Origin of the sequence: Haloferax sp. DFSO52, from assembly GCF_048158745.1 — an archaeon.
Taxonomy (GTDB): Archaea; Halobacteriota; Halobacteria; order Halobacteriales; family Haloferacaceae; genus Haloferax.
In genome coordinates, this window is the sequence record NZ_JBLOPB010000003.1 from 1 (window position 1) to 25,416 (window position 25,416).

Below are 25,416 nucleotides of genomic sequence, written 5' to 3' on the forward strand. Positions count from 1 at the left end.
CCTCCGCCGCGCGGATAGCATGATCGTCACCGGTGGGGAGAACGTCTACCCACGCGGCGTCGAGCGAGTCATCAACAACCACAGTGAGGTCAAAGAGTGTGCCGTCTTCCCGATTCCTGACGACCACTGGGGAGAGCGCGTCTGTGCAGCAGTCGTCCGCAAGAATGGTTCAGACCTCACCGAAGACGAACTCATCGCATTCTGCAAAGCATCGGACGACATCTCTGATTTCGAGGCACCGAAGCAAGTCTTCTTCCGCGACTCGCTTCCGAAGACGCCGACGAAGTCCGTCCGTCGTCCAGATCTCACCAGCGAGTATCTCGATGCACCCTTCCCACAATAAGCGAACCAGCGCCGTGTTAGAGAGCTAAACGAAGGCTCAATCCCCATTTTCAGTGTTGACTATCTCCGTCTTCGGCGAGTTGCTACTGAGTGCCGTCTGCTGAGTTGACGTTCGGAAGACGGAGGCGCTGTTCGCCGTGGAGGCTCGGCTTCGAAAAATGAGCGGTTCGTGTCGCTTCAGCGGCCGGTCTTCGATAGAAGCTCTGTCCACCCGGTCTGTCGGTCTTCGTCAGCGTACGAGAGCTGGTCGTCCGAGAACCAGTCTGCGAGGTCAACGAGGTCGATTGGGTACTCGGGGCGGTCGAACGTCTCGGTCAACTCACCGTACGGCACGGTTGCGTCGATAGCGAGACCACCCTCGAAGTTCGTGTTCGATTGTTTGACCTCACCTCGCGCACCGGCGCGTTCACTCGGCTGGAACGTCTGTCCTGCGCCACCCGGGACTGGATTGAGGAAGTCCGTCTGTGGGTTCGTCCGCGTGGTGATGGCCCACATCACGTCGTCCATCGAGTAGATGTCGATGTCGGTGTCCACGGCGATGGCGATGCGCATCCCACGTGACGTGCCGAGAGCACTCACCATGAAGTTCCGGTGGTAGCCTTCGTCGACGGGGTTCGACTTATCGACCTGGAAGACCGCGCCACCCCAATCGGTCATCGCGTAAGGGATGTGCACGTCGTGGATGATTCCGGGTTCGATTCGGTCGACAGTCTCGTAGAGAGCGCCCTCACGAACCGTCGTCTGAATGTTGTTCTCTTCGGCACTGTGGACGATGATTGGCTGGATGAGCGGTTTGTCTTCGAACTTCCGGTGCGTCACGGCTTCGACGTGGATCGTCGGAGCGCGGTACGCCCGCCCCATGTAGCCGGCCCACTCGGGGTGGAATGGGTGTTTGCCCTGTTCTTCGGTCTCCTCTGACTCGTCGGTCTCCCAACGGCGGTCTTTCGGCTTCAGGTAGCCCTCGATGGCATATTCAGCGTTCGCGATGCTGTATGCACCTTCGACCGTCTCAGCTTCGACGACTTCGATGGGCGCTTGTTGGATTCCGCCGGCAACACCCAGTTCGTCACACCCCTTCGGGAGCACGACGTAGTCGAATCCGGACCCTGCAGCGAGCGTCGCTGCTGGAGGGATACCGAAGTTCATCGTGATGGGTATCTTCGGGTCGTCACTGTCGTCGTAGTGGTCGGACATTACCATCCAGACGTGTCCACCGGGGGCTGCCTGGAACGTCCCCACGTCACCCCATCGGAAGTTCATCCTGTTGTAGCCGATGTGACTCCCGCCGTCGAACCAGTCGCCGTAGAGGATGCTCACGCCGGAGCCGGTCGTGAGTTCATCTTCTTCTTCGGTGTGCCGAATGGGGACGACGATTTCGTCGACCTCGATGTCCTCGGTGACGACGACTTCCTGTACCGGCGCTTCGTCTGCTGAGACTTCTTTTGGTGGAATCGGGTCGTTGATCGCCTCGGCGATGCGTTCGGTCCGGTGACGGCGATTTTCGAATCCAAAGAGGTCGTCGATACGAGATCGGTTTGCGAAGAGATTGACGGCAAACCGGGCGTGGTCCCACCCGTTGAGATTCTCGAACAACATCGTTGGTCCCCCGTCGAGTTTCTTCTGGATACCAGCTATTTCGAGGTCTGGATCAACTGGTGTCTCAGTCCGCATGAGCTCACCTCGCTCGTGAAGATCGTCGAGCGTCGTTCGGAGGCTGTAGACGTTGATTTCTCCAGGCCGAACTTCCTTTTCGGTACCTGTAGATAACGGTTGATAGGCGGCCATGTACCTTGCTTTGGAGAGATACATGATAAAGATGCGTGTCTCTTTCTACCAAACAGACCTCGTGGTGTTTTCTGGTCCACGCAGGCAGGTGAATTCTCCCACGGCCAGCCTCTAAACTTCCACTCCCACCAACCCTCATCGTCCCGTCGAAAACAACCAATCCTTCCACACGAGTACTCTTCTGGCTTGACTGGGACAGAATGTTTATAATAAATGTTACCGAGTGACACTGTGTATGACACACACCGGAGCGACGACAGTCGTCGAGACGCTCGTCCGGGCGGGGGTCGACCGAATGTTCGGGCTCGTCGGAACGACCGTCCTCGAGATCGTAGACGAAGTAGACCAACACGAGGAAATCGAGTACATTACGACGCGACACGAACAGGTCGCGGCTGGGATGGCGACCGGCTACGCACTCGCAACACGGAAACCGACTGTCTCGATTTCACACGTCGGCCCGGGAGCAGCGAATCAGGTAATCGGGGTCGCCGCTGCCTACCGCGACAACGTCCCCGTCGTCTCGATAACGGGAAACGAGGCGAGTACACGGCTGGGTAACGACGTCAATCACGAATGGGACGTCATGGACGTCTTCGACTCGTTCACGAAATATAGCACCCAGGTAGAACCCCACGATGTCTTCCGTCGGACTCGCCACGCAGTACTCCAGTCGATTACTGGGATACCCGGCCCGACCCACATCGACGTTCCCCGAGATATCGCAGAGTCTCACCGAGAACCGCCGCCGAATCGAGAGTACGACCGCCTCGAAGTCGCCAGCGGCCAAGGGGTGGCGTCACGAACGCCTTCCTGTCCACCAGCCGAATCGGTCGCTCGTGCTGTGAAACTCTTGGCCGAGGCAGAGCGGCCCATCATCATCGCTGGCAACGAGTGCCGATGGTTCGAAACCGAGGGACCACTGCAAGCGTTTGCAGAAGCGTTCGACATCCCTGTCGTCACCACCCAAAGCTCACGTGGTGCGCTGTCGGAGGCACACCCGCGGTCACTTGGCTACGTCGCCAACTCGGGACTTGAACCGACGAACGCGGCCGTGAAGGACGCAGATTACGTCCTCGCGGTTGGAACTCGTCTGTCCGACCAGACGACAGCAGACTGGTCGATTATCGACGACGAGGCGACGCTCGTCCACGCGACGATACGCGCCAGCGAACTCGACCGCTTCTACTCTGCAGACGTGTCGATGCTCTCGGACCCCGCGTCGACACTCACTGCGCTCCTCGACCACGCACGCGACGAACTCGACAGAAGGTGGACTGACGTTGCTGACGAACTTCGCGCTGCGTACGAGACTGCTCGGACGCAAAAACTGGAACCCAAAGACCACGCTGGACCGGGCGTCGACCCGCGTGTCGTCGTCCAGTCGGTTGTGAAGCACGCTGACGACGACTTCGCCTTCACGACTGGTGGTGGCACACACAACACCTACCCACGGTTGCTCCCCGTTCGAGATATGAACGGGAAGTTCGTGACCGCAAACTTCACCGGGATGAGTCAGGGTCTACCACTGGCGCTGGGGGCCCAACTCGGAATGCCCGACCGACAGGTCATCACGTTCGAGGGAGACGGCGGGTTTGCCATGGTTCTCCAGGACCTCGAAACAGCTGTGCGCGAGGACATCCCGGTGAAGATTATCATCTTGAACAACGACGCGTTCATGTCACACGCGATTCGTCAGCAAGACCGGTACGGACGGTACACGGGGACGAAGTACGGCAACCCACCATTCGACCACGTCGCAGAAGAGTTCGGGATGCGTGGATTCACTGTGAACGAAGACGAGAACGTCGACGAAGTGGTCCGAGACTTCCTCGCCGTCGACGGGCCGGCACTCCTCGACGTTCACGTCGACCCAACTATCGACGCCTGAACAATCGAGTCCACTGATTTTCGAGTGACAGCGACGGTTCGTTCTCCGTAGTACGTTGTTTGAAGGAGGAGAATCCGAGTCGTAACTCGGACTCCGGTCTACCAAAGAATGTGCTCCGCTCGCTGCGTTGGTCGGTGAAAAAAGAATGCCAATTTGGAGTGGCGCTGTTAGAGTGAACTCATCGCTTCCGTATCGTCACTCCACGGGAACAGCAGTTTTTCAGTCTTCTCGAGTGCGACGCGGAGGCCGTACCCGAGGAAGAGAAGCGTGAGGATGAGTGCGAGGACTGGTGCAGTGTCCGCAGACTGCGTGCTCCACTCGGCGATGAGGCCACCGTACCCGAACTCGATGAAGGTCTGCGCGAGGATGACCCCACGGAGTGCGTGGATGAGGCCCATCCGGAGGCCTGCGAAGATGAACGGAAGCGTCGCGGGGAGAACGATACTCTGGAAGGTCTGGACCTTCCCGGCGTCGAAGGAGTGACCAACGTCCATGAAGTCTGTGTCGACACCTTTGGCACCCGCGTACGTGTTGAGGAGGATAAACCAGATACACGAGATGAAGATAATCGCCAATCGGAAGTTGAAGTCGATGCCGAAGAGGATGACGAACAGTGGCAGCATGGATGCCGTCGCGGTGACGAACAGTGCACTCACCCACGGTGAGAGCGACTCTTCGACGACTTTGTTTCGCCCCATTACGAGGCCAACTGGGATGGCGATGACAACTGCGAGACCAAAGCCGATCAGCATCTCTTTGAGTGTGACCAGTAGTGCAGTAATCATATCCCCTTCTAGCGCGAGTTCGATGTACACCGGAATGACGTCCGAGATGGGAGCGAAGAGGATGTTCCCCAATATTCGCCCAGTTATCTCCCAGAGCAGAACGACGGTGACGAGCGTGACGAGACGGACGACCCACTTTTGCTGCCGCTCAGAGAGTCGGTAGAACACGTTCAGGTTGGATCTTGTCGACATCGATTACCCACTCCTGCTTCCCTGTTCGTAGTACCAGGGAGCGATTTGCTTCGACATTCCGAGTACGATTCGTTGCAGGACGACACCCATCAGCGCGACTGCGATGATGACCGCCAGTTGCTGTGAGGTGCTCAGCTTTGCGCCTGCAGATTGGAGCAGCGACCCGATGTTTACGATCCGGAGGAACAGTTCAGCGACGATAACCCCGCGGACTGCCCGACCGATTCCGAGCCGGTATCCGGAGAAGATGAACGGGAGCGCCGCGGGAAAGATGACCTTTCGTTGGGTCATCAGCCAGGGCGCGTCGAACGACTTGGCGACGCTCATATACTCCTCGCGGGTCGTCTTGACTCCCTCGAACACGCTGATTAGGATCTCGAAGAAGCAGAAGATGAAGACGAAGAACACCCGTGCTTCGAAGTCGAGACCGAACCAGACGACGACCAGTGGGAGGTACGCGATGACTGGTGTCGTGTAGATGGCGTCGATGTACGGATTGACTGCCCAGCGGACGTACTTCGATTGTGCCAGAGCGAACCCCAGCGGCGTGGCTGTGACGATTGCGAGTACGTATCCGACGAGCAGCGCGTACATGCTCCCCATAATCGCGTTGGGTAACGCCATCGACGTCGTCAGTTCGATAAATCTCGAAAGGACGTCTGACGGTGGTGCGAGAATAATCCCACCGAGGGCGTCTGACGCGAACTCCCAGAGGAGTAGCCCGACTAAGAGCGACAAGACGTTGATGAGGCGTCCTTGAGTTAGGTACGAGTTCGCCCTGAGGCGGTCGCTGAAGCGGTTCACCAACTGTCCTGTTGATTCAAGTGACATTCTTGTGTTTTATCATTATGTGATTGATGTGGATAATAATTCAGGGTGGCAACGTCGAAGTTCTACAGCCAGCGTTCCGCGTCGCGGTTTGCAGCTGCTTCGTCCCAGTAGTCGTGTACGAGGATTTCTTCGAAGTCGACCTGGTCGTACTGTTCTTGTGTGAGAACGCCACCGGCGACCAGTGCCTGGGCGTATTTTTCGAAGTCGCTGTTGTCGTAGCCTTCTGGCTCGTACTGCCAGGCGTTGATAGTCTCGGCGTTGAACTGCCACGACTCGCGTGCGTCCTCTTCTTCGAGCGGACTCGCCAGCAACTGTTGGGTGTGGTCGTACAGCCACTCGAAGTTTTTCGTCGCCAACTCGTTGGCTTCCAACAGGACTTGCATGTAGTTCTCGACGTGTGCCTGGCCCTCCTCTGATTCGAGGAATTTCCTGGTTACTGTGATCGATTGCGAGATGAACTTCGGGTAGTACTCCTTGAGGTCGAACAGTACCTTGATTGGTGCGTTCTCGTTTTCCAGCCGCTGGACCTGGTCGATGTGGATAATCGTCGCGTCGATGTTTCCAGAGGCGACCGCAGCGGTCCGGGTGCCAGAGCCACCAATCGTCTGGATACCTGCTTCCTCGACGTCGGTTGCCAGTCCCTCCTGTGCTAAGATACCTGCCACCTGAACGTGTGAAAGACCACCGAGTCCTGCAACACCGATGGTGTAGTCTCCGTTGACGAGTTCTTCGAGAGAGTCTGCCTCGATGTCGTTTCGAATGACGAACTGGTAGTCTGTACCGGTTACCTTCGGACCGAGAGTGACGATGTCGTTACCAGCCAGATGTGCCTGGATAACGTTCCCGAAGCTCAGTGCGTAGTAATCGACTTCACCCCCGATCATTGCTTGCATCGGCAGTGAGGAGTCCCGGAACGTTCGGTAGCTTCCTGTGAGGTTTTCGTCACTCACTTCCGGCAGCATGGTTCGGAGTGCCGTCAGACTCGGAATCTGATTCAGTTCCGTTTCGACGATACCCATCGTGGCATCGTATGTGACAGGTGCTGGTGTGGACGTGTCGTTGTTTCCGCCACTGTCACCACCACTGTCTCCGCCACTGTCACCACCACTGTCTCCGCCGCTTCCGCCACTATCGTTGGATCCTGAACAGCCAGCAAGTGCACCAGCACCTGCTACTCCACCGATACCTTTCAGTACTGTACGCCGGTCATAATGGTTATTGTCAACTCTCCGCATACCTCCCGTTCCTCAACGATAGATTATAAAGTTATTGGTGATTTGTTGGATACCGCACAGATAACGGCCTCAGATGGCCGAAAAATGCTATTCGACCAAGCTTTTTGAGTGGGGAAGGTGTCGGGAGAAGCACCAATTCCTCGAATCTCGGGCGTTTTTGGTGTCTATTTCGGTGACTGGGGTGAGCACCGACTTTGTGCGGCATTTAGTAACAGGAGGATACACGGGCGTGACGTGAACATCACGAGTCCGCGAGAGCGATACTGTTGTTCTCGCCGGTGGGTTTATGCTATCGTCACCTGATTCGTAACCGTATGCGTACGCTGGAACTATCCGAAGAATTCGACAGAGAGTGGCGAATGCTCGTCGACGGGTCGCTGGTCCCTGCGAGTGATGGGGGGACGCTTTCGGTCCGAAATCCCGCGACTGGTGGTGTGTTCACAGACGCACCAGACGGGACGGCAGAGGACGTCGATACTGCGGTTGCCGGGGCAAACCGGGCGGCAGACTCCCTCGCTGAGATGACACCCCGGGAACGCGGTGACCTTCTTCACGGACTCGTGGACGTACTCGAAGCCCACGCCACAGAACTCGCAGAACTCGAAGTCGTCGAGAACGGCAAACCGATTTCTCAGGCTCGAGGCGACGTTAACAGTGCCATCGAACGAGTTCGGTACTATGCCGGTGGTGCCGACAAATTCCTCGGTGATGCGGTGTTGGACTCTTCAAAAGAGATTCAGCGGAAGATATTCGAACCACTCGGTGTCGTCGGTATCATCATTCCATGGAACTGGCCACTCGTCAACAGTATCGACTTCGCTGCCATCGCAATCGCCACGGGCAACGCGGCGGTCATCAAGGCGGCCCCCGAGACGCCGCTGTCCGCACTCCGTGCCGGAGAACTCTTCGCAGAACACCTCCCCGACGGGTCGTTCAACGTCATCAGTGGGCGAGACGAGGCCGGTGTCGCCCTCGTCGAACACCCCGATGTCGACAAGATCGCGTTCGTCGGGAACGACAAGACCGGAGAGATCATCTTGCGCTCGCTCGCCGACAGCCTCACGCCCGCGATGATGGAACTCGGTGGAAAGAATGCTGCAGTGGTGTTCCCCGACGCCGACCTCGACCGCGCCGTCGATGGAGTGGTCTGCAGCTCGTTCAAAAACAACGGAGAGGCCTGCTCTGGGAGTGAACGACTCCTCGTTCACGAAGATATCTACGACGACTTTATCCCGCAGGTCAGTGCGAAAGTCGAGGCTATCAGCGTCGGTGAAGGCACAGACGAAGACACGCAAGTCGGGCCGCTCATCAGCGAGCGCCACCGAGATATGGTCGCATCGAAGATCGACGCGGCACTCGAGGATGGCGCAACGCTCCTTGCGCAAGCCGAGTTGCCGGATGAGGATAGCCTCGAAGGTGGGTACTGGTTCCCACCGACGCTTCTCGGGAACGTCGATGCCGACAGCGACATCATGCAAGAGGAAGTGTTCGGTCCCGTCCTCGGTGTGATGCCGTTCGGTGACGAGTCTGAAGCACTAGAGCTCATCAACGACACTGAATACGGCCTCTCGACGTACATCTGGACGTCAAACTTACAGCGTGCCCACCGACTGGCAGTGGAAGTCGAGGTTGGAAAAGTATCGATCAACAATCCATCTGGTGGCAGACTCGGTGTTCCACACGGTGGCCAGAAGCGAACCGGATTCGGACGGAAGAACGACTTCGCAGAGACGATGCGAGAGTTCACGCAGGCGAAAGGCATCCTCATCGACCTGACCGACAGCGACCTCTCACTCTAGCGCGGTGAGCTGACTGTCTGGGTTTCGTTTCCGGTGGTCACACGCCACATCAGTATTGAACCACCGTGCTGGTGAACATCCGAACACCGTGCTGGTGAACCACGTGGTTTGGTATCAACCATCATTTTATGTGTGAGTATTTCCAAGCGAGTCACCATGCATACGAAGCGACTAGTCTCTCTCGAAGGGGCCGAAGTCGATCTCGACGTAGAAGACCGGATGTACATCGACGGTGATTTCGTCACGAGTGACGAGACGTTTGCTGCCGCCGACCCGGCGACTGGAACACACCTCGCGGACGTCCCAATCGCCACGAGTCACCAAATCGACCGGGCGGTCAAAGCAGCTTCACGCGCGAGTGAGGAGTGGGCGGCGTACTCGCCAGTCGAACGAGGCAAACGGATGGAAACGTTTGCGGACGTGCTCTCGGAGGCGAGCGAGAATCTGACCAAACTCGACGTCGCCGACACTGGGAGTTCCATCAACCGAATGCAGTACGACACCGAAAAAGGGGCAGAACTCATTCGCTATTTCGCCGGTCTCATCACGGAACTCAAAGGAGACACGATTCCGACCGAAGGCGACACGTTCGACTTCACGCAGCGCGAACCGTTCGGTGCCGTCGCTGCCATCTCGCCGTTCAACCATCCGGCGATGTTCGTCGGGAAGAAACTCGCTCCGGCACTCGCGGGGGGAAACGGCATCGTCATGAAGCCCTCGGAGGTGACGTCGCTGTCGGCACTGTACATCGGACACCTCGTCGAAGAGTCGGGCGTCTTCCCAACGGGCCTCATCAACTTCGTGACCGGTGAGGCTGGAGTCGGCCAAGAACTCGTCGAACACCCCGGTATCGACCTCATCAACATGAACGGAAGCGTCCGGGTGGGGAAACTCGTCATGCAGAGCGCAGCGAAGAACATGACCGACATCATCCTCGAACTGGGTGGGAAGAACCCGACAATCCTCTTTCCCGATGTCGATGTCGAGAAAGCCGCACAGGGTGCGGTCAACGCGATGAGTCTCCCGTGGCAGGGGCAATCGTGTGGGAGTGGGTCCCGATTGCTCGTCCACGAGTCCATCCGTGACGAAGTCGTGGAGTACGTCTGTGAGGGGTTCGAGGCGACTGATCCGGGTGATCCGTTCGACGAATCGACTAAGATGGGGTCTATCGTCTCTGAGCAACAGTACGAGAAGGTCCTTCGGTTCATCGAACAGGCGAAACAAGAGGGTGCGACGCTCCTCACCGGCGGGAACGCAATTCAGCCCTACGAGAGCGGGTATTTTGTGGAACCGACCGTCTTCGAAGTCACTCCCGATATGACCATCGCCAACGAGGAAATCTTCGGCCCTGTCCTGTCGGTGTTGACGTGGAGCGACTACGACGAGATGATCGAGATAGCGAACGGCGTGGACTATGGTCTCACTGCAAGCGTGTGGACAGACTCACTGCAGGACGCCCACCGGGCAGTGAACGACATCGAAGCAGGATACGTCTGGGTCAACCAGCACGGCGGCCACTTCACCGGTGCACCGTTCGGTGGGTACAAAGAGAGTGGTATCGGGAAGAAAGACAGCCTAGAAGGACTCCTCAGCCACACGCGTCTGAAGAACGTCAACATAAACTTCGAGCCCACGGGGAAGAACTGGCACAGTCTCGGCTAACTGGTGACCGTGTACTGCGATTGTTCTGGAGTACCGTGGCTGATTGTTATGTAAAAACTGAGACGACTAATTCGACCCTTCGTTACTGTAGGCCGAGGTCGTCGATGAGTGCGTCGAGTTCGTCACGAGCATTTTCGAACACGTCGAGCCCGTGGGTCATCAGTGCGACGTCGAAATCGTAGTCGGCGAGGATGATGACGTTCTCTCGTGCGGCAGCATCGTCCGCGTTGAGACCGGGTTTGATCGGTGCGAACTCACCAGACCACTCACCAGGTGCGGAGGCGAAACTGTTCTTGTGGACGAACGTGTCTCCGACGATGAGCGTGTCACTCTCCTCGACTAAGAACGACATATTACCCGGCGTATGTCCGGGGACGAGAATGCATCGGACCCCCCATCGGACGTCCCCATCTTCGAGTTCGACATCGACTGGGTAGCCTTTTTCTCGAAGGATGTCTGCTTCGACAGCGGGGACTGCCACCTTCGCGTCGAACGCATCGAGGAGTGGTTCGAGTGCGTCGAAGTGGTCAGGGTCGGTGTGTTCGACGACGATGACGTCGAGACCCCCTCGTTCCTGTAGATGTGCGATTAGTGGGTCGACACCTGCTGCGAATCCCGTTGCGAACAGGACTGTGTCGTCCCCTTCGTAGATTTGGACGGACACCGGCTCGTTCGTCCGTGGCCGGGGTGGTTGTGGATTGTTGGGTCGTAGGGTCTCGAACGAGTATACTTTCTCTGAAGTCACGATTCTCCGGTCACTGGGCTTCAGTAAAACTATTTCGGAGGTTGTGTTCTTCCGCTATCAACTTGCGAGGTGGAACTCCCGTTACGATGCGTTCCCAAGCAACGGTTGTCCACGCGCGTCGTCGATACGTCGAATCTGGTCGTCAGTGATGTCGAGTTCGACGGCTTCGGCGTTCTCGCTGAGTTGCTCGCGAGTTCTGGCACCTGATACTGGAAGCATGCCACCGGGGAATGCGTCCTGTTCGAGTACCCACGTTAGCGCAACTTGTGCGGGCGTCGCATCGAGGTCGTCAGCGACCGCCCGAACACTGTCGAGGACATCCCACGACCTGTCAGAGAGGTACTTCCGTTCGAAGTTCGACGGGTCCAGGGCCGCACGGGAATCTTGCGGTGCGTCCGTGTCCCGTTCGTATTTCCCGGTGAGGAACCCCCCTGCCAGCGGCGAGTACGCCACCACACCAAGACCGTGTTTCTCGCAGACTTCGAGGTAGCGGCGGAGGTCGAGTCGGTCGTATCGCTGCCAGTTCTGGAGTGTTGCATCGACCGGTGGTTGAACGATTTCTATCGATTCGAGTCCGTGTGCGTCACACGTCCAGAGGAGTTCGGTCAGTTCCCACGCGGCCATGGTGCTCGCGCCGATGTGGTTGACTTTCCCTTCTTCGACGAGCTGGTCGAGTGTGCGCAAGGTTTCGAGGAGTGGTGTTTGTCCGTCGAGTCGGTGGATGTAGTACAGGTCGAGGTAGTCGGTGCCCAGTCGCTCGAGTGTCTCGTCGATCTGCCAGCGGATGTGTTTGCGTGAGAGTCCATCTCGATTCCGTCCGGACCCGTCGTCGACGGTCATTCCGACTTTCGATGCGAGGACGAAGTCTTCACGCGCTCGCTCTTCGAGCCAGTTTCCGATGTACTGTTCGCTCGTCCCCGGCGGGTCCCCGTACCGATTCGCCGTATCGATGAAGTTGATTCCGAGGGCTTCGGCCTCGTCAAGCAGTGCGTGCGCCTGGGTTTCATCTGTCTCGACGACGCCGTCGGAGACGTGGCCGAATCGCCACGTTCCGAAACAGAGTTTCGATACCTCTGTTCCCGTCGGACCCAGTGTCGTGTACTTCATGGTTCATTGGAGTGAAACAAGGAGTGACGACTTGTAGATTGCGCCGAGTCAACACACGTTTGCCGTCGACTGCACCCTCGTTCACGATTGGTGCGTTTTGCCTTTGCCCGTAGTGCGGAGGTAGGGCCCGAGACCCCCAGTGTGACAGGTACAGAGTTTCTATCGGCCGGTCAGGGCACCCTGTCGCGACCAAAAGAGATAAGGTGATGAACCATGGTTTGTTATACCATGGCTTCACTGCGGGCTAACAACGTTACAAAAATTTACGGAACTGGGAAGGATAGTGTGAAAGCATTAGATAATGTCTCACTCGAAATTGAAGACCAAGAGTTCGTTACGATTGTCGGCCCATCTGGGTGTGGCAAGACGACGTTTCTCCGAATTCTCGACGGTCTCATCGAACCGACCTCAGGGGAGATTCTCATCGGTGACGAACCTGTCGTCGGTTCCGGGCAGAACCGCGGAATGGTCTTCCAATCGTTCAACCTCTTCCCGTGGCGGACGGTCAAATCGAACATCGAGTTCGGCCTCGAGTGTCGCGGGGACAACAAAAATGAACGGCAGGAACTCGCACAGGAGTACCTCGAACTCGTCGGCCTGAAAGGGTTCGGTAACTCGTACCCGCACGAACTCTCCGGTGGGATGCAGCAACGTGTCGGACTGGCACGTGCGCTCGCTATCGACCCAGAAATCCTCCTGATGGACGAACCATTCGGTGCACTCGACGCACAGACACGCGAGGTCATGCAGACTGAACTGTTGAAGATCTGGTCTCGGAACCAGAAGACTGTCCTGTTCATCACTCACGACATCGACGAGGCAATCTATCTCTCGGACCGCATCATCGTCTTCACCGACCGTCCGGGGAAGATCGACATAATCGAAGAGGTTCCGATCGAGCGGCCCCGCTACGATAGAGACGTGCACAGCCTCGATATCTTCAACGAACTGCACGACAGAATCTGGGACACCCTCATGGGTAACGAACAGACCGAAGTCACGGTCTGAACATCGCGACACTCGACGAACGCTGATATCCAGCGTAACGGCATTTTCTTCTGTCCGTTCTAATCTTTCGCTGGAGAACAATCGGTGTGACCTCACAGAGTGTGGGTAGCTGAGCTCCTCGAATGATTAGATGTAGACACGTCGATGTGACTGGCCGGAGCATAGACTAAAGTTTTATACTACCTCCTCGAAGACCCGATTGATATGTCGAGCCATGACACGGACAGTCCACAGTACCCGGACATGAGAGAGCATCTCGACCAACTCCGTGAGAAGGACCTTCTCGTGGAAGTTGACCGAGAGATTAACAAAGATACCGAGATGCACCCCCTCGTACGGTGGCAGTTCCGCGGTGGACTGCCAGAAGAAGAGAGGAAAGCGTTCCTCTTTACCAACGTCACCGATTCGCTCGGGAATTCGTTCGAGACGCCCGTGGCAGTCGGTGCCCTCGCCGCGAATCCAGCAATCTACGGGACTGGTCTCGGTGTCGACCCGTCAGGGGTGAACAAGAAGTGGAACGACGCCCTCGACAATCCGATCGAACCAGTCGAAGTCAGCAGTTCGGACGCACCGGCTCACGAAGTTGTGTACTCCGGTTCCGACTTGGACGAAGAAGGACAGGCCCTCGACGGTATCCCGATTCCAATCTCGACTCCCGGATTCGACAATGCACCGTACACGTCGATGTCCGCGTTCGTCACACACCACCCCGAGACCGGCAACCGAAACATCGGTATCTACCGCGCACAGGTCAAAGGACGAAAGCGAACCGGAATGAATCCTTCCATCGAGTGGGGGAAAGGAGCCTACGAACACTGGAAAGTAGCGAAGGAGCGCGGTGAACCACTCCCAGCGGCACTGGTCGTGAGTGCGCCTCCTGCCGTCGCGTATACGTCGGCACAGTCGCTCAACTTCGGCGTCGACGAACTCGCTGTCTCCGGTGGGTTAGTCGGCGAACCAATGCGCGAAGTAGAAGCAAAGACCGTCCCCGTAATGGTGCCTGCAGACGCCGATATCGTCATCGAAGGCGAAATTAGTACGGACGTCCTCGAACCCGAGGCGCCGTTCGGTGAATCACACGGCTTCATCAACAACAAAGAGTACAACATGGTGATGGACGTGACGGCAGTCACGAAGCGCCGTGATGCGATTCACACCTCGATCATCAGTCAAGTGACGCCGAGTGAGAGTAGCGTCATCAAGAAGGTGGCACTCGAACCCCTGTTCTACAAGCACCTCACCGAACAGTGCAAGCTCAACTGTGTCGCCGACGTGAAACTCCACGAGCCGTTGACGAACCTGCGCAAACTCATCATCGTCCAGATCAAGTCGGGGACCAAACGGTCCGCAGTCTGGCGTGCCCTCACAGCGTGCGCGTCTTTCCGCGCATCGCACGGGAAGTTCGTCGTCGCCGTCGACGAAGACATCGACCCGGATAACCTCGATGCCGTCTTCTGGGCGATGGGATACCGCTCGACTCCACACGAAGATACGCAAATCATCGAAGGTCGGTCAGTGGGACACGCCCCACGTCACGAAGGACAAGACGAGAGCAGTGACTCGGCCATCCTCTGGGACGCGACGCTCAAGCGGAAACTGCCCCCGATTTCACTCCCCAAGAAAGAGTACATGGAACACGCCCGGGAGATCTGGAACGAACTCGAACTCCCCGAACTCTCACCAGAGATGCCGTGGTACGGCTACTCGCTGGGCGAATGGAACGACCAACTCGTCGAGGAAGCCGAGCGGGCAGTCGAGGGCCGATATTACGAGACCGGCGAAGAACTCAAAGATCGGCAGGTCTCGACGGACGACGTCGAACCGAACACACCGGTGTTCTCTGACGAAGACTTCAAGTAAACAGTCGCGTCGGAGACACCGCTGTCAACACGTTCTACCGATTTCCAACCGCCCAACAGCAGGAAGACCCGACTCGGATTCAACACGTCGTCCATCGGTTCTGCTGTCTTTGGCCGTGTCATCTCTCGTCGAACGATGGCGTTATTCTGACTCGGTTTGTGAGAAGCCCATGCCACTACGCACAGTGGATTTAAATAATACGAGTGGGATACTCGGTAAACAATAATGAATGACCCACAGCTACTAACCAGTCTCGTCCAACCGGAGTTGTTCGGTCCGGTTCTCCTTCAGGCCGAGAATGGGGGACTCGTCGAGGTCGCGTTGACCGCCTTCGACACGGTGTTCACACCTATCGGATTGCTGTTGATCGCTCTCGGAGCGATTCTCGGCCTCGTGATGGGTGCGATTCCAGGTCTTGGTGGCCCCGTCGCCATTGCACTACTCATCCCACTGACGTTCCATCTCAAGACCGAACACGCGTTTATGATCATGGCTGCAACGCTCGGAGGTGTTGCGTTCGGCGGGTCGATAACTGCGATTTTACTCAACATCCCGGGCGACGCACCGAACGCTGCGACGTTGCTGGATGGCTATCCACTCACGAAACAGGGTCGCGGCGGCGAAGCGGTCACAGCGAGTGCGATTAGTTCCGCGCTCGGAGCGACGATCGGTATCGTCCTGTTCGTCATCCTCATCCCGTTCGTCAGGCCAATCGTCCTCTCGTTTTGGTCACCTGAACTCTTCTGGCTAGCAATCTTCGGTCTCGCGGTTCTCGCGACTGTGACGAGGGGTTCAGTACTTACCGACCTGATTGCTGGGACCTTCGGACTCGTGTTGGCATTTCACGGCCTCAACGCAGTGACTGGTAGTGCGCGTTTCACGTGGGACACGACGTACTTGCTCGACGGATTCACTCTCATTCCTGTGATTATCGGATTGTTCGCCATCGCTGAGATGATCAAGTTGGTGAGCGAAGGGCGACCAATAACCGAGAAAGGAATTGCAGACGGTGGTATCGTAGACGGATTTCGGTCCGTTGCGAATAGCAAGTGGACCGTCGTACGGGGGTCAATCATCGGGTGGTTCATCGGCGTCGTCCCGGGCGTCGGTGGAACCGTTGCGAACTTCGTCGCGTACTACCAGGAGATGCAATGGTCCAACGACCCTGATTCGTTCGGAAAAGGGAACATCAAGGGTGTAATCGCGAGTGAAGCTGCGAACGATGCCAAAGACGGGGGTACCATGCTTCCGACCCTTGCACTTGGAATTCCTGGGTCCGCCTCGACAGCGGTTCTGCTCGGAGCGTTCTTGGTCCACGGGATTCAGCCGGGTCCAGTGTTGTTCGACCAGCACGTCAACCTGATATTCGTCATCCTGTTCGCACTCCTCATTTCGAACCTGATTACGTCGTCTATCGGGCTCCTCCTCGCGAACAAACTCGTGACGGTCACTCGGACGCCAACCGAAGTTCTCGCCCCAGTCGTCTTGTTCATCTCGTTCGTCGGCGCGTTCATGTTCCGGAACAACTTCGGAGATATCGCCATCGCGGGATTGTTCGGCGTGTTTGGGTACCTCATGATTCGGTTTGGGATGTCGCGCATCATCCTCATCATCGCCCTGATTCTCGGACCGGTCGCAGAGGCAAACTTCCACCGTTCACTCCAATTTTCGAGCGGAGATTACGGCGTCTTCTACTCCCGACCAATCTCGGTCGTACTCATCGCACTAATCGTGGTGATATTACTGCTCCCCGTCGTTCAAGATAAACTTCGCCGGTCGACGTGAAAGCGGGACAGCCGGCGGATTCCATCGGTAACGTGGGTGATTTAACGACAATAATTATTTGTCACGATTTGTGGTTCGGTCCGTCACAACGTGTGACATAATCCCCCGTTGTATGCTAGCTTGAGGTAACTATATGTACTTCCCTATTTATCAGTACTTATGCGGCGACGAAGATACCTACAAGGCTTAGGTGCAGTAGCAACTGCAGCGATAGCTGGCTGTACAGGCGGAGAAGAAGAGTACCCAGCAGGCGACGTGAATCTGGTAGTTCCATTCGACACTGGCGGAGGAATGGACCACATCGCCCGACTGAGTAAACCGTACTGGGAAGAATACCTCCTCGGTGGAGACCACTCGCTGGTTATCGAGAACGTGACAGGCGGAGGCGGTACCGTCGGCACCGAGCAAGCCTACAATGCAAACGCCGACGGGTACACGCTCTTGACGAACGACTCGTTCCAACTCATACCGCACGAGATTGGACGCGACCCCGGATTCTCGGTTCAGGACCTCAGCTACCTTGGGGTCATCTCACAGGACCCGATTGGGTTGACTGCATCGACAGAGACAGACATCGCAGACTTCGACGATTTCGTCGACCAAATCGGCGACCTGACTTTCGCAACCCAAGGGAGAGGGTCCGTCGGTCACCTCCATCCAATCGTGGTCGGTGAACTAACCGGACAGTTCACAGAAGATGATCTGAACTTCATCCACTACGAGGGTGTCGGAGCGGGTCTTACGGGTATGGAACGGGGGGAAGCAGACCTCGCTGCGTTCACCGCAACGTCAGGGCACAACGTTGCACTCGGATACGATACGATTGACCTCTTGTTCGTATGGGGTGATGCCGCGCTGAGTGATCGGATACACAGTGCCCAGCACTTCGCCTCTGACATCGACGCTGATGGAATCGACCGGATTATGGACGTGTCGTTGTTCCCCCGGTTCTACGCCGGACCGCCAGATATGCCGGAGGACATCCTGGAGACGCAGCGCGAAGCGTTCGAACAAGTCATCAGCGACGATGGGTTCATGTCCGATGCCGAAGAGGCAAATCGGGTCATCGTCGATCCTGCGGACCACGAGCGAATCGAACAGATCGTTCAGAACCAGTTCGAACTCATGTCCACAGAACCCTTCAAGAGCCTCATCGAAGGAATGTTCTAGTACGCACCGACTCAACGCGTTACAACGTTACCCTCGACAATCACGATCGTTTTTCCGACCAACTGAGACTAACAGCTGAGACGACGACTCGACCGGTATCACAATCTCTTCTCGCTTTCTGAGTAACTAGTATCGACTCAGTCAGTGTAATTTGATCTTCGTTCCACAGGTGAATTCGCACAGTTGACTGTGGTGAACGCTGCACCGTTTACTGGTAGCAGCGGTTGGCCCCGCGTTTCGAGTACGACTAACTATCGCCAATTCATGACAATCAATATCACAATCATATTCCAGCTAGTGGAATTAACTTGAGACGCAACTGAATCCTAATGATTGTTCACCAATCATGAATAACCATGTTAGTGTTTCAATCAAATCGTCTATGAAGCGGTGTTTAACACACTATTGGATAGGTCGTGGAGTATTTCTGCGGATGGAATATGCATGTCTGGGGCAGCAGAGACGCAATTTTTTCCGCTCAATGGAATCGGGTCATGTACTGTTCGAATCGGAGCGGCCGTTCCATCTGACCATCTGTCTACGGGACACACATTAAGCTTTACAATACTATTATTGTAAGTACCCCACCACCCATTACAATAATACCATTGTAATACTATAGATAGGGTCGGATTGTGAAGGGAGAACTGCTCTAAGAATCACAGCTGTTCGGGGTCGTCGACCTAAGGGAAGTGCTCACGATGCAACTGCCTCAAAGCACGGATTCCTAGCCATGCGTTCTCGTGCTACCAGTTTCGGCGCCAGGAAAACGGAGAGAGTCGTTTCGGCGTGGTCAGTCGTATATCGACCGGAGAGAGGCACTGACTCACGCATGTTCTACCTGCATCTGGTCCCAAATGCGCTGTGTATTCCGCTTGACGGACTTTTCCTTTGGGAGTGTTACGCAATCGCATAGGCATATTCAACAGGCAAGCAACGGTGTTCGTTCGTGGCACCATTTCGTAAGGCCATTCCGCTGTACGGAATCTCCTAGTGCCGGAGCGTTTCTCTACAGAATGGATGACAAGCGTACATTCGTGTGACGGCGTGTGAAAACTGGTTCATGCGTTTTGCCCCTATGTTTAATACTGACCATCAGGTACCCATCTTCACTGAAGATGGACGTAGAAGAGTTTACTGCTGATCTCACAACGAGGAACCGAGAGCGGATGAAAGAGACAGTCGATCAGTACTACAACGAGGAGTACTTCGGTTCGTTGGGTGACCCAGAAGACGTCATCGCCAACGAATTTCCGTATCGAGGGTGGCGCGAGTTCTTCTTTGGGTGTCTGCCTGCGAATCGGCAAATCAGCCTCATCACAGAACAGGGCGACCCATGGCATCGAGACCGCGATTTGGTCGTTGGGCTCTTCAAGCAGATTCGTGACGAAGTGAAACACGCTCGGATCTATACGAATCTCGCTGCACGATTCGGTGCCGAAACAGACCTCGCAACGTGGACGCCAGACACGTACGACGAACTCGTTGCACAGGGAAACGCGTCGATGAACTGGGACGCACCACATCACATTTCTGCCGCATTTCAGTGTGGAACAGAGATTCAAGCTGCCTTCATGACGGAGAACCTCGCCGATTACCTCCAAGATTACTATCCAGATGTTGCGCGGTCGCTTCGAGACATCGTCGCTGACGAAGGAGACCACGTCCACGCTGGCCGGCTTACCATGCATCGGTTTGCGAGTCCAGACGAGTTCGGTCGTCTCGAAGAGATTTCCCAGACGAAGTACGAAGCGGCACTGGCATCACTTGTCGCCCATACGGAGCAGTAGAGATGCATCCGACACTCACCTTCACACCAGAGACGACCATCGACGTAACCGGGTCGACGACGATCGACGGCGTCCACCTGGAAGACCTGTCTTTCGTCCTCGACGTCGAACACGAAGATGGAGAGATTCAGCGGTGCACGATGGATATCAACGAACTGATTCGTGTGACAACCCTCTATGCGTCTATGGAAGAACAACGATACGGATGGCGACGGTGACGAATTCGAATTGGAGAACAGCACGCCCCGTCTCGGTCGGGTTGGCGGCCGGTCACGTGGTATCCACCATGAACAGCGGAGATGCAGCAAAGTGATGGGACACCCATGAGTGCACCACGATACGTTCTCTCATTTTTTGGTCCCGGTTCTATCGATTTATTCAGGTCGCCGAGAGCTGTGACCATCTTCCTGTCCAGCGTTCTGATGATGATGAACGCACAGATGATGTCCCCGCTACTGCCGGTCATCATGGACCAGTACAGTATCTCCGAATCGTCGATCGGACTCGTGATGACAGCCCTCACACTCCCACCAATCTTGTTCATCCCAATCGTTGGGCCACTCACGGACCGATACCCCCGACGGTGGGTACTCGCGGCGTCAGTCTTCCTCGTCGGTGTTGCTGGTCTCGCAATTCCCTACGTAGGATCGTTCAATCAGCTTCTTGGATTGCGCGTCCTCCAAGGGCTTGGATACAGCGGAGTCATGCCGACGACGGTCACCCTCCTCGGAGACCTCTACGGCGGAAGCGTTGAGACGACGGCACAGGGTATTCGCTCGTTCTTGAACAACCTCGCCTCGGCAATTCTCCCAGTCGTCGGTGGTGCCCTCGTAGCGGTGTCGTGGGAAGCGCCGTTCTTCTTGTATCTTCTCAACTTCCCAGTCGCCCTCGTGGTGATGTGGGCCTTGCCCGAGATACAATCTAAGGGGACGCAACCGTCCATCAAGGTGTACGTCCAGCAAATCTTCGAATCCATGCAACGGCGTCGTGTGTACGTCCCGCTGTGGATTGGGTTCGCGATGTTCTTCGTTCAGTACGGGTTCATCACGTATGCACCGTTACTGTTCGTTCGGCAGTTCGACGTTCCTGCGTCACTCACTGGTGCCTATGTCGGTGCTGCATTCGCTGGTGGGGCCATCGGTGCGAGCCAAGCGGGTCGGGTCGTAGATCGGTTTTCGAAACCACGGACGCTCACAGTGGCATTCGTGGTCGTGGGGACGGCGTTGATTGCTCTGCCATTCGTCGGAGCATCCCGACTGGTCACGTTCCCGCTCATCGCAGTCTATGGTATCTTCTGGGGCCTCATCGCACCAACACAACGGAGTATGGTGAACCAGGCGGTCGACGCGTCAATCCGAGCAGGCGTCAACGCCGGCAGTTACACGTTTCAGAACACGGGTAAGGCGCTCGCACCGATTCTGGTCGGGTTACTCGTCGTCATCGATTACAGCCTCGGGTTTGCACTGCTAGGCGTGGTTGCGCTCGTCACCAGTGCAACCATTCTCATCGTCGGATTCGAACGCGCTGGGTGAGCTGCCTCCACCCAGATGATTTAATTCCTCTGCCGATAATTCGGAAGATGAAATGGTAATCGTTGCCGCTGTTGATGGGTCGGACCGGGCCACAGAAATCGTTCAGGAAGCAGACAAACTCGCCCGAAGATTTGAAACTGAATTACACGTCGTTCACGTCCTCAACGAGACGACGTTCCTCGATTTAGAACGCTCGAACGTCTCAAAGAAAGGCCGAGCGCTCGGAATGGACGAGATTCGGACGAAGGCGAAGGATATCGCGAGCGACGCTGCTTCGCACGTCACCAACGACTTCGATGCGGTCGGGTTGGTTGGAAATGTCGTCACGCAGATCAACACGTACGCAGAGACGCACGACGCAGCGTTCATCGTCATCGGCAGCCGTCGCCGCTCACCCGTCGGAAAAGTACTCGCCGGCAGTGTGACCCAGCGGGTTCTTCTGAGCGCTGAAATCCCGGTTGTCGTCGTCTGAATCAGACGACACGACGGTTGAGTCCAACAAGCGTCTACACGTACTGATCGCACAGGCGACGATACAGTTATGCAGGTTCTTGGTCCATCCATCAGTATTCATGACCCGGTTGTTAACGAACGACGATATTTCGTCGCTTCTCACCCCCGACACGGTCATCGACCTCATCGAAAACGCCTTCGAGGAACTCGGGAGACGGAGCGCGAAAACGCTCCCACGACGACGGATCTATCTCCCGCGAGAAGGGACTGATGACGAGTACTACTGGTTCAACGAGATGGCAGGTGTCGTCCCGAGCCAGAACGCGATGGCCATTCGTCTGGACTCGGCGACTGTCGACCTGACTGAAAAACGCGGTAACGTTCGGTTCGCATTCCCGGATGCGTTTGCTGGGCTCGTGTTACTGTTCGACACGGAATCGAACGAACTCCTGGCGATGTTCCAAGACTTTTACGTGAACCCGTTTCGCGTGGCTGCGACGAGCGCAGTCGGGATTCGACACCTCGCACGAGAAGATAGCAAGACGATGGGCCTCTTCGGCTCTGGAACACAAGCAGCACTCCAGATTGAACACGCGTGTGTCGTCCGCGACCTCAACGAGATTCGAGTGTACAGTACAGCCCCCGACCGCCGGGCAGATTTCGCAGCACGACTCGACGACGTCGTCGACCCCGACGTCGTCCCGGTCGAAGACCCGAAAGAGGCAGTGAGTGGCTGTGATATCGTCACGACTGCGACGAACTCGAACGAACCAGTGTTCGACGGTTCGTGGCTCGAACCCGGGACACACGTGAACACGATGATTGGGAGCGACGCGTTCATCCCACGCCGCGAGACCGATGACGAGACCGTCCGCCGCAGCGACATCGTGGTCGTCAACTCTCTCGAATCGGTCTACGTAGACAAGCAACCGGAGCTGTATGGCCCGCTCCGTCGAAACGACCTCACAGACGACGATATCTACGAACTCGCAGACCTCGTCGTCGGGAATGAAATCCACGGCAGGTCGAGTGGGAACCAAATCACGTACCACAACAACAACGTCGGTATGGGAATTCAGTTCGCAGCAGTGTGTAAACACCTCTACGATATCGCTGAGAGCGATGGCCTCGGGACTGAAATCGACTCTGCGTTCTTCACGCAGTACAACCACGACCTCGCTCGCATCCGCGACGAGGTGTTCCTCAGAAAGTGAGCATCACGGTTCGGTGATTTCGAGTACACAGCGTTTGGGTGGCCGCGTCGTCAGTGTGGAATGATTTTGAACAACCGGAAAAACAGCGTTCTCGGTCGGCTTAGCTCGAAGAATTAGACCGGTATCGGATGATGACCGGCGAGAACAGCACGACGACCGAGATGAGAATCAGAAGGATATCGATTGGCCGAGCGAAGAACACGGTGTAGTCGTTGCTCGAAATCAGCAGCGCCCGCTGGAATCCGCGTTCTGCGATAGGGGCGAGGATGAATCCGAGAATGAACGACACCAGAGAGTAGCCACGACGGGCCATGAGGAATCCAAGGAGACCGAAGAACACGGCAACACCGACGTCGAGGATGTTGTTTCGGACCGTGAACGCGCCGAGCAGGGCGAAGACGACGATACTGGTGAGGAGCACGTCGCTGGGCAGCGACGTGACGCGTGCGACGTACTTGGCTCCGAAGAGGCCGAAGATGAGGAACGCGACGTTGCCGATGAGGATGCTCAGGAACACGACGTACGGGAGCGTCTGTTCGAACACGTTCGGGCCGGGCGTGATGCCGTAGGTGAGCATCGTTCCGATGAACACTGCGGCCGCCGCCCCGCCGGGAATGGCGAGTGCCATCGCCGGTATGAGCGCACCCATGGCACTCCCGTTGTTCGCGGATTCGGCTGCGATGACGCCTTTCGGTTCACCGGTTCCGAACCGCTCTGGGTGGTCCGAGGAGTTCACAGCCGTCATGTACGACAGGAAGTTTGCGGCAGCGATACCCAGCCCTGGAATCGAACCGACGACGGTTCCGATGACACTCCCCCTGACGACACCGATTTTGTCGTTGAAGACTTCGCGGATGCCGTCCCAGACGTTTCCGCCGACAGAACCGCTACTTTCCAACTGCGTGTCGGACCCGAGTGCGAGTTCGATCGCCTGTGAGATGGCGAACAGTCCGACGAGCATGACGATGAGGTTGATTCCTCCTTGGAGGTACAGTGTGTCGGCGGTGAACCGCGGCATCGCCCGAATCGGGTCGGTCCCGACCGAGGCGAAGAACACGCCCAGACTCATCGCAGCGACAGATTTGAAGATGGACTGCCCACTCACCGCGGAGACGGTCGAGAACCCGAGGACGGCCAGCAAGAAGAACTCTGCTGGGCCGAACACGAAGATGAGTTGGGCGAGCAGCGGAGCAAACAGCGCGAGCAAGAAGAGTCCGATGACGGCACCGATAAATGACGAGAAGGTGGATATCCCAATCGCCTTTGCACCCTCTCCGTTCAACGTCATCGGGTATCCGTCAAGCAGTGACGCTGCCGAACCGGGTGTCCCCGGGACGTTGACGAGGATGGCGGAGATGGACCCACCGAACGTCGTCGAGCCATAGAGAACCGCCATAATCATCAACCCGATTTCAGGTTCGAGGACGAACGTGAACGGAAAGAACAGCGCCATTGCGAGCGTCGGGCCCACACCGGGGAGCGCGCCGAGGATGACGCCGATGATGCTGATGAGGAAAATCAACGCGATGAGTCGCGGGTCGAGGATGATTCCGAGTGCTTCGACTAACGAACTCGTCGTGACGAGTGGGATGGACGCGACCATCAGAACACCGTCCCGACGAGTTCACCGTCAGCGATGGGCACGTTCATGATCTCACCGAAGAGGAAGTACGTCGCCAACATGAGGAACCCAGAGATAATAAACGCGTTACGGTAGTTCTTGCTTCCGACGAGGTAGAACACCGAGAACACGTACACTGGAATTGCGATGAGGAAGCTAATCAGGTACGACAGAACGATGAACAGTCCCAGTGGGACGAGTGCCTTCGCCAGATTCCAGAGGTCACTTTCGTCCTCGTCGTGTCCCGCTGACTCCGCTTCTGTCTGGGCCGCTTCGTCCTCTTCGTCGAGTGCGTCGTCCGCATCCATATCCGCGGCGAGTCCACTCGTCATCCGTCGAATTTTTTCTGCGTATTGGTCTGGAAGCATATGGACGACGAGTTCTCCTGCGAGCGCGATCGCCCCGATAGCTAAAAATACGAACGGGAACTGTCGAGCACTCAACTCGTAACTCGTTGACATCCATGCGAGGAGAACAAACCCCACGAAGAAAACCAGTAGTTCCCAATTCCGGTAAAACCACGATGGTTCGTCTTGCGTCAAAGAACGCTTGAGACGGTCATAGATAACCATGCTATTCCCACTTACCTTGGTGAAGATAAAGCTATGT

At 56.5% G+C, this 25,416-nt stretch carries 21 protein-coding genes; 13 read left to right on the forward strand and 8 right to left on the reverse strand.

Features of this window, described 5'->3' with window-relative positions; all coding sequences use genetic code 11:
- A partial coding sequence (locus ACK3SC_RS16090) for an AMP-binding enzyme (protein WP_416841248.1) occupies positions 1 to 343 on the forward strand: 343 nt, incomplete at its 5' end.
- A 176-nt stretch (positions 344 to 519) separates the two neighbouring features.
- On the opposite strand, the gene ACK3SC_RS16095 is transcribed toward ACK3SC_RS16090, so the two are convergent.
- Positions 520 to 2,127: a UbiD family decarboxylase gene (locus tag ACK3SC_RS16095; protein WP_416841249.1), complete on the reverse strand. Its 1,608-nt coding sequence runs from the start codon at positions 2,125 to 2,127 to the stop codon at positions 520 to 522.
- 235 nt (positions 2,128 to 2,362) lie between these two features.
- Between ACK3SC_RS16095 and ACK3SC_RS16100 the strand changes: the two genes are divergently transcribed.
- Positions 2,363 to 4,018: a thiamine pyrophosphate-binding protein gene (locus ACK3SC_RS16100; RefSeq protein ID WP_416841250.1), complete on the forward strand. Its 1,656-nt coding sequence runs from the start codon at positions 2,363 to 2,365 to the stop codon at positions 4,016 to 4,018.
- 167 nt (positions 4,019 to 4,185) lie between these two features.
- Here the strand turns inward: ACK3SC_RS16100 and ACK3SC_RS16105 are convergent, their stop codons facing one another.
- The 3 genes from ACK3SC_RS16105 to ACK3SC_RS16115 all read right to left on the reverse strand — a co-directional run bounded on the left by ACK3SC_RS16105 (position 4,186) and on the right by ACK3SC_RS16115 (position 7,061).
- Entirely contained in the window at positions 4,186 to 4,995 is an 810-nt protein-coding gene (locus ACK3SC_RS16105) for an ABC transporter permease (protein WP_416841251.1), read from the reverse strand.
- Positions 4,996 to 4,998: 3 nt separating this feature from the next.
- Positions 4,999 to 5,826, reverse strand: coding sequence for an ABC transporter permease (locus ACK3SC_RS16110; protein ID WP_416841252.1), 828 nt, complete (start codon positions 5,824 to 5,826; stop codon positions 4,999 to 5,001).
- Between the two features lie 62 nt (positions 5,827 to 5,888).
- Complete coding sequence (locus tag ACK3SC_RS16115; RefSeq protein ID WP_416841253.1) at positions 5,889 to 7,061, reverse strand: ABC transporter substrate-binding protein; 1,173 nt, start codon at positions 7,059 to 7,061, stop codon at positions 5,889 to 5,891.
- A gap of 314 nt (positions 7,062 to 7,375) precedes the next feature.
- Between ACK3SC_RS16115 and ACK3SC_RS16120 the strand changes: the two genes are divergently transcribed.
- Entirely contained in the window at positions 7,376 to 8,860 is a 1,485-nt protein-coding gene (locus tag ACK3SC_RS16120; protein WP_416841254.1) for an aldehyde dehydrogenase family protein, read from the forward strand.
- 156 nt (positions 8,861 to 9,016) lie between these two features.
- Entirely contained in the window at positions 9,017 to 10,522 is a 1,506-nt protein-coding gene (locus ACK3SC_RS16125) for an aldehyde dehydrogenase family protein (protein WP_416841255.1), read from the forward strand.
- 82 nt (positions 10,523 to 10,604) lie between these two features.
- On the opposite strand, the gene ACK3SC_RS16130 is transcribed toward ACK3SC_RS16125, so the two are convergent.
- On the reverse strand, positions 10,605 to 11,186 hold the full coding sequence (locus ACK3SC_RS16130; protein ID WP_416841256.1) for an MBL fold metallo-hydrolase: 582 nt from the start codon (positions 11,184 to 11,186) through the stop codon (positions 10,605 to 10,607).
- Positions 11,187 to 11,348: 162 nt separating this feature from the next.
- Entirely contained in the window at positions 11,349 to 12,374 is a 1,026-nt protein-coding gene (locus ACK3SC_RS16135; protein ID WP_416841257.1) for an aldo/keto reductase, read from the reverse strand.
- Between the two features lie 285 nt (positions 12,375 to 12,659).
- On the opposite strand from ACK3SC_RS16135, the gene ACK3SC_RS16140 reads away from it, so the two are divergent.
- The 9 genes from ACK3SC_RS16140 to ACK3SC_RS16180 all read left to right on the forward strand — a co-directional run bounded on the left by ACK3SC_RS16140 (position 12,660) and on the right by ACK3SC_RS16180 (position 23,186).
- Complete coding sequence (locus ACK3SC_RS16140; RefSeq protein WP_416841258.1) at positions 12,660 to 13,382, forward strand: ABC transporter ATP-binding protein; 723 nt, start codon at positions 12,660 to 12,662, stop codon at positions 13,380 to 13,382.
- A 204-nt stretch (positions 13,383 to 13,586) separates the two neighbouring features.
- Positions 13,587 to 15,242, forward strand: coding sequence for a UbiD family decarboxylase (locus ACK3SC_RS16145; RefSeq protein WP_416841259.1), 1,656 nt, complete (start codon positions 13,587 to 13,589; stop codon positions 15,240 to 15,242).
- Positions 15,243 to 15,467: 225 nt separating this feature from the next.
- The gene (locus tag ACK3SC_RS16150; protein ID WP_416841260.1) at positions 15,468 to 17,027 is read left to right on the forward strand and encodes a tripartite tricarboxylate transporter permease; all 1,560 of its coding nucleotides are present in this window, start codon (positions 15,468 to 15,470) and stop codon (positions 17,025 to 17,027) included.
- 159 nt (positions 17,028 to 17,186) lie between these two features.
- Positions 17,187 to 18,197: a Bug family tripartite tricarboxylate transporter substrate binding protein gene (locus tag ACK3SC_RS16155; RefSeq protein ID WP_416841261.1), complete on the forward strand. Its 1,011-nt coding sequence runs from the start codon at positions 17,187 to 17,189 to the stop codon at positions 18,195 to 18,197.
- A gap of 1,118 nt (positions 18,198 to 19,315) precedes the next feature.
- Positions 19,316 to 19,987 carry a hypothetical protein gene (locus ACK3SC_RS16160; protein WP_416841262.1) on the forward strand — a complete coding sequence of 224 codons (672 nt, stop codon included), beginning with the start codon at positions 19,316 to 19,318 and terminating at the stop codon, positions 19,985 to 19,987.
- A 2-nt stretch (positions 19,988 to 19,989) separates the two neighbouring features.
- Positions 19,990 to 20,205 (forward strand): hypothetical protein, encoded by a 216-nt coding sequence (locus ACK3SC_RS16165; protein ID WP_416841263.1) that lies wholly within the window; start codon positions 19,990 to 19,992, stop codon positions 20,203 to 20,205.
- A gap of 177 nt (positions 20,206 to 20,382) precedes the next feature.
- The gene (locus tag ACK3SC_RS16170) at positions 20,383 to 21,519 is read left to right on the forward strand and encodes an MFS transporter (RefSeq protein ID WP_416841264.1); all 1,137 of its coding nucleotides are present in this window, start codon (positions 20,383 to 20,385) and stop codon (positions 21,517 to 21,519) included.
- 52 nt (positions 21,520 to 21,571) lie between these two features.
- Positions 21,572 to 21,991 (forward strand): universal stress protein, encoded by a 420-nt coding sequence (locus ACK3SC_RS16175; protein ID WP_416841265.1) that lies wholly within the window; start codon positions 21,572 to 21,574, stop codon positions 21,989 to 21,991.
- Between the two features lie 100 nt (positions 21,992 to 22,091).
- On the forward strand, positions 22,092 to 23,186 hold the full coding sequence (locus tag ACK3SC_RS16180; protein ID WP_416841266.1) for an ornithine cyclodeaminase family protein: 1,095 nt from the start codon (positions 22,092 to 22,094) through the stop codon (positions 23,184 to 23,186).
- 100 nt (positions 23,187 to 23,286) lie between these two features.
- On the opposite strand, the gene ACK3SC_RS16185 is transcribed toward ACK3SC_RS16180, so the two are convergent.
- Together ACK3SC_RS16185 and ACK3SC_RS16190 are read right to left on the reverse strand one after the other, a co-directional pair.
- On the reverse strand, positions 23,287 to 24,789 hold the full coding sequence (locus ACK3SC_RS16185; protein WP_416841267.1) for a tripartite tricarboxylate transporter permease: 1,503 nt from the start codon (positions 24,787 to 24,789) through the stop codon (positions 23,287 to 23,289).
- Positions 24,789 to 25,379 (reverse strand): tripartite tricarboxylate transporter TctB family protein, encoded by a 591-nt coding sequence (locus tag ACK3SC_RS16190; RefSeq protein ID WP_416841268.1) that lies wholly within the window; start codon positions 25,377 to 25,379, stop codon positions 24,789 to 24,791. Before ACK3SC_RS16190 ends, ACK3SC_RS16185 begins: the two co-directional genes overlap by 1 nt.
- Positions 25,380 to 25,416 lie beyond the last annotated feature (37 nt).

Excerpts from the sequence above, each read along its gene's own strand:
- ACK3SC_RS16190 (WP_416841268.1), bottom strand. The coding sequence starts at position 25,379 with ATGGTTATCTATGACCGTCTCAAGCGTTCTTTGACGCAAGACGAACCA.
- ACK3SC_RS16120 (WP_416841254.1), top strand. The coding sequence starts at position 7,376 with ATGCGTACGCTGGAACTATCCGAAGAATTCGACAGAGAGTGGCGAATG.
- ACK3SC_RS16125 (WP_416841255.1), top strand. The coding sequence starts at position 9,017 with ATGCATACGAAGCGACTAGTCTCTCTCGAAGGGGCCGAAGTCGATCTC.
- ACK3SC_RS16095 (WP_416841249.1), bottom strand. The coding sequence starts at position 2,127 with ATGGCCGCCTATCAACCGTTATCTACAGGTACCGAAAAGGAAGTTCGG.
- ACK3SC_RS16165 (WP_416841263.1), top strand. The coding sequence starts at position 19,990 with ATGCATCCGACACTCACCTTCACACCAGAGACGACCATCGACGTAACC.
- ACK3SC_RS16180 (WP_416841266.1), top strand. The coding sequence starts at position 22,092 with ATGACCCGGTTGTTAACGAACGACGATATTTCGTCGCTTCTCACCCCC.
- ACK3SC_RS16155 (WP_416841261.1), top strand. The coding sequence starts at position 17,187 with ATGCGGCGACGAAGATACCTACAAGGCTTAGGTGCAGTAGCAACTGCA.
- ACK3SC_RS16150 (WP_416841260.1), top strand. The coding sequence starts at position 15,468 with ATGAATGACCCACAGCTACTAACCAGTCTCGTCCAACCGGAGTTGTTC.
- ACK3SC_RS16175 (WP_416841265.1), top strand. The coding sequence starts at position 21,572 with ATGGTAATCGTTGCCGCTGTTGATGGGTCGGACCGGGCCACAGAAATC.
- ACK3SC_RS16145 (WP_416841259.1), top strand. The coding sequence starts at position 13,587 with ATGTCGAGCCATGACACGGACAGTCCACAGTACCCGGACATGAGAGAG.
- ACK3SC_RS16135 (WP_416841257.1), bottom strand. The coding sequence starts at position 12,374 with ATGAAGTACACGACACTGGGTCCGACGGGAACAGAGGTATCGAAACTC.
- ACK3SC_RS16185 (WP_416841267.1), bottom strand. The coding sequence starts at position 24,789 with ATGGTCGCGTCCATCCCACTCGTCACGACGAGTTCGTTAGTCGAAGCA.
- ACK3SC_RS16160 (WP_416841262.1), top strand. The coding sequence starts at position 19,316 with ATGGACGTAGAAGAGTTTACTGCTGATCTCACAACGAGGAACCGAGAG.
- ACK3SC_RS16100 (WP_416841250.1), top strand. The coding sequence starts at position 2,363 with ATGACACACACCGGAGCGACGACAGTCGTCGAGACGCTCGTCCGGGCG.
- ACK3SC_RS16115 (WP_416841253.1), bottom strand. The coding sequence starts at position 7,061 with ATGCGGAGAGTTGACAATAACCATTATGACCGGCGTACAGTACTGAAA.
- ACK3SC_RS16105 (WP_416841251.1), bottom strand. The coding sequence starts at position 4,995 with ATGTCGACAAGATCCAACCTGAACGTGTTCTACCGACTCTCTGAGCGG.
- ACK3SC_RS16110 (WP_416841252.1), bottom strand. The coding sequence starts at position 5,826 with ATGTCACTTGAATCAACAGGACAGTTGGTGAACCGCTTCAGCGACCGC.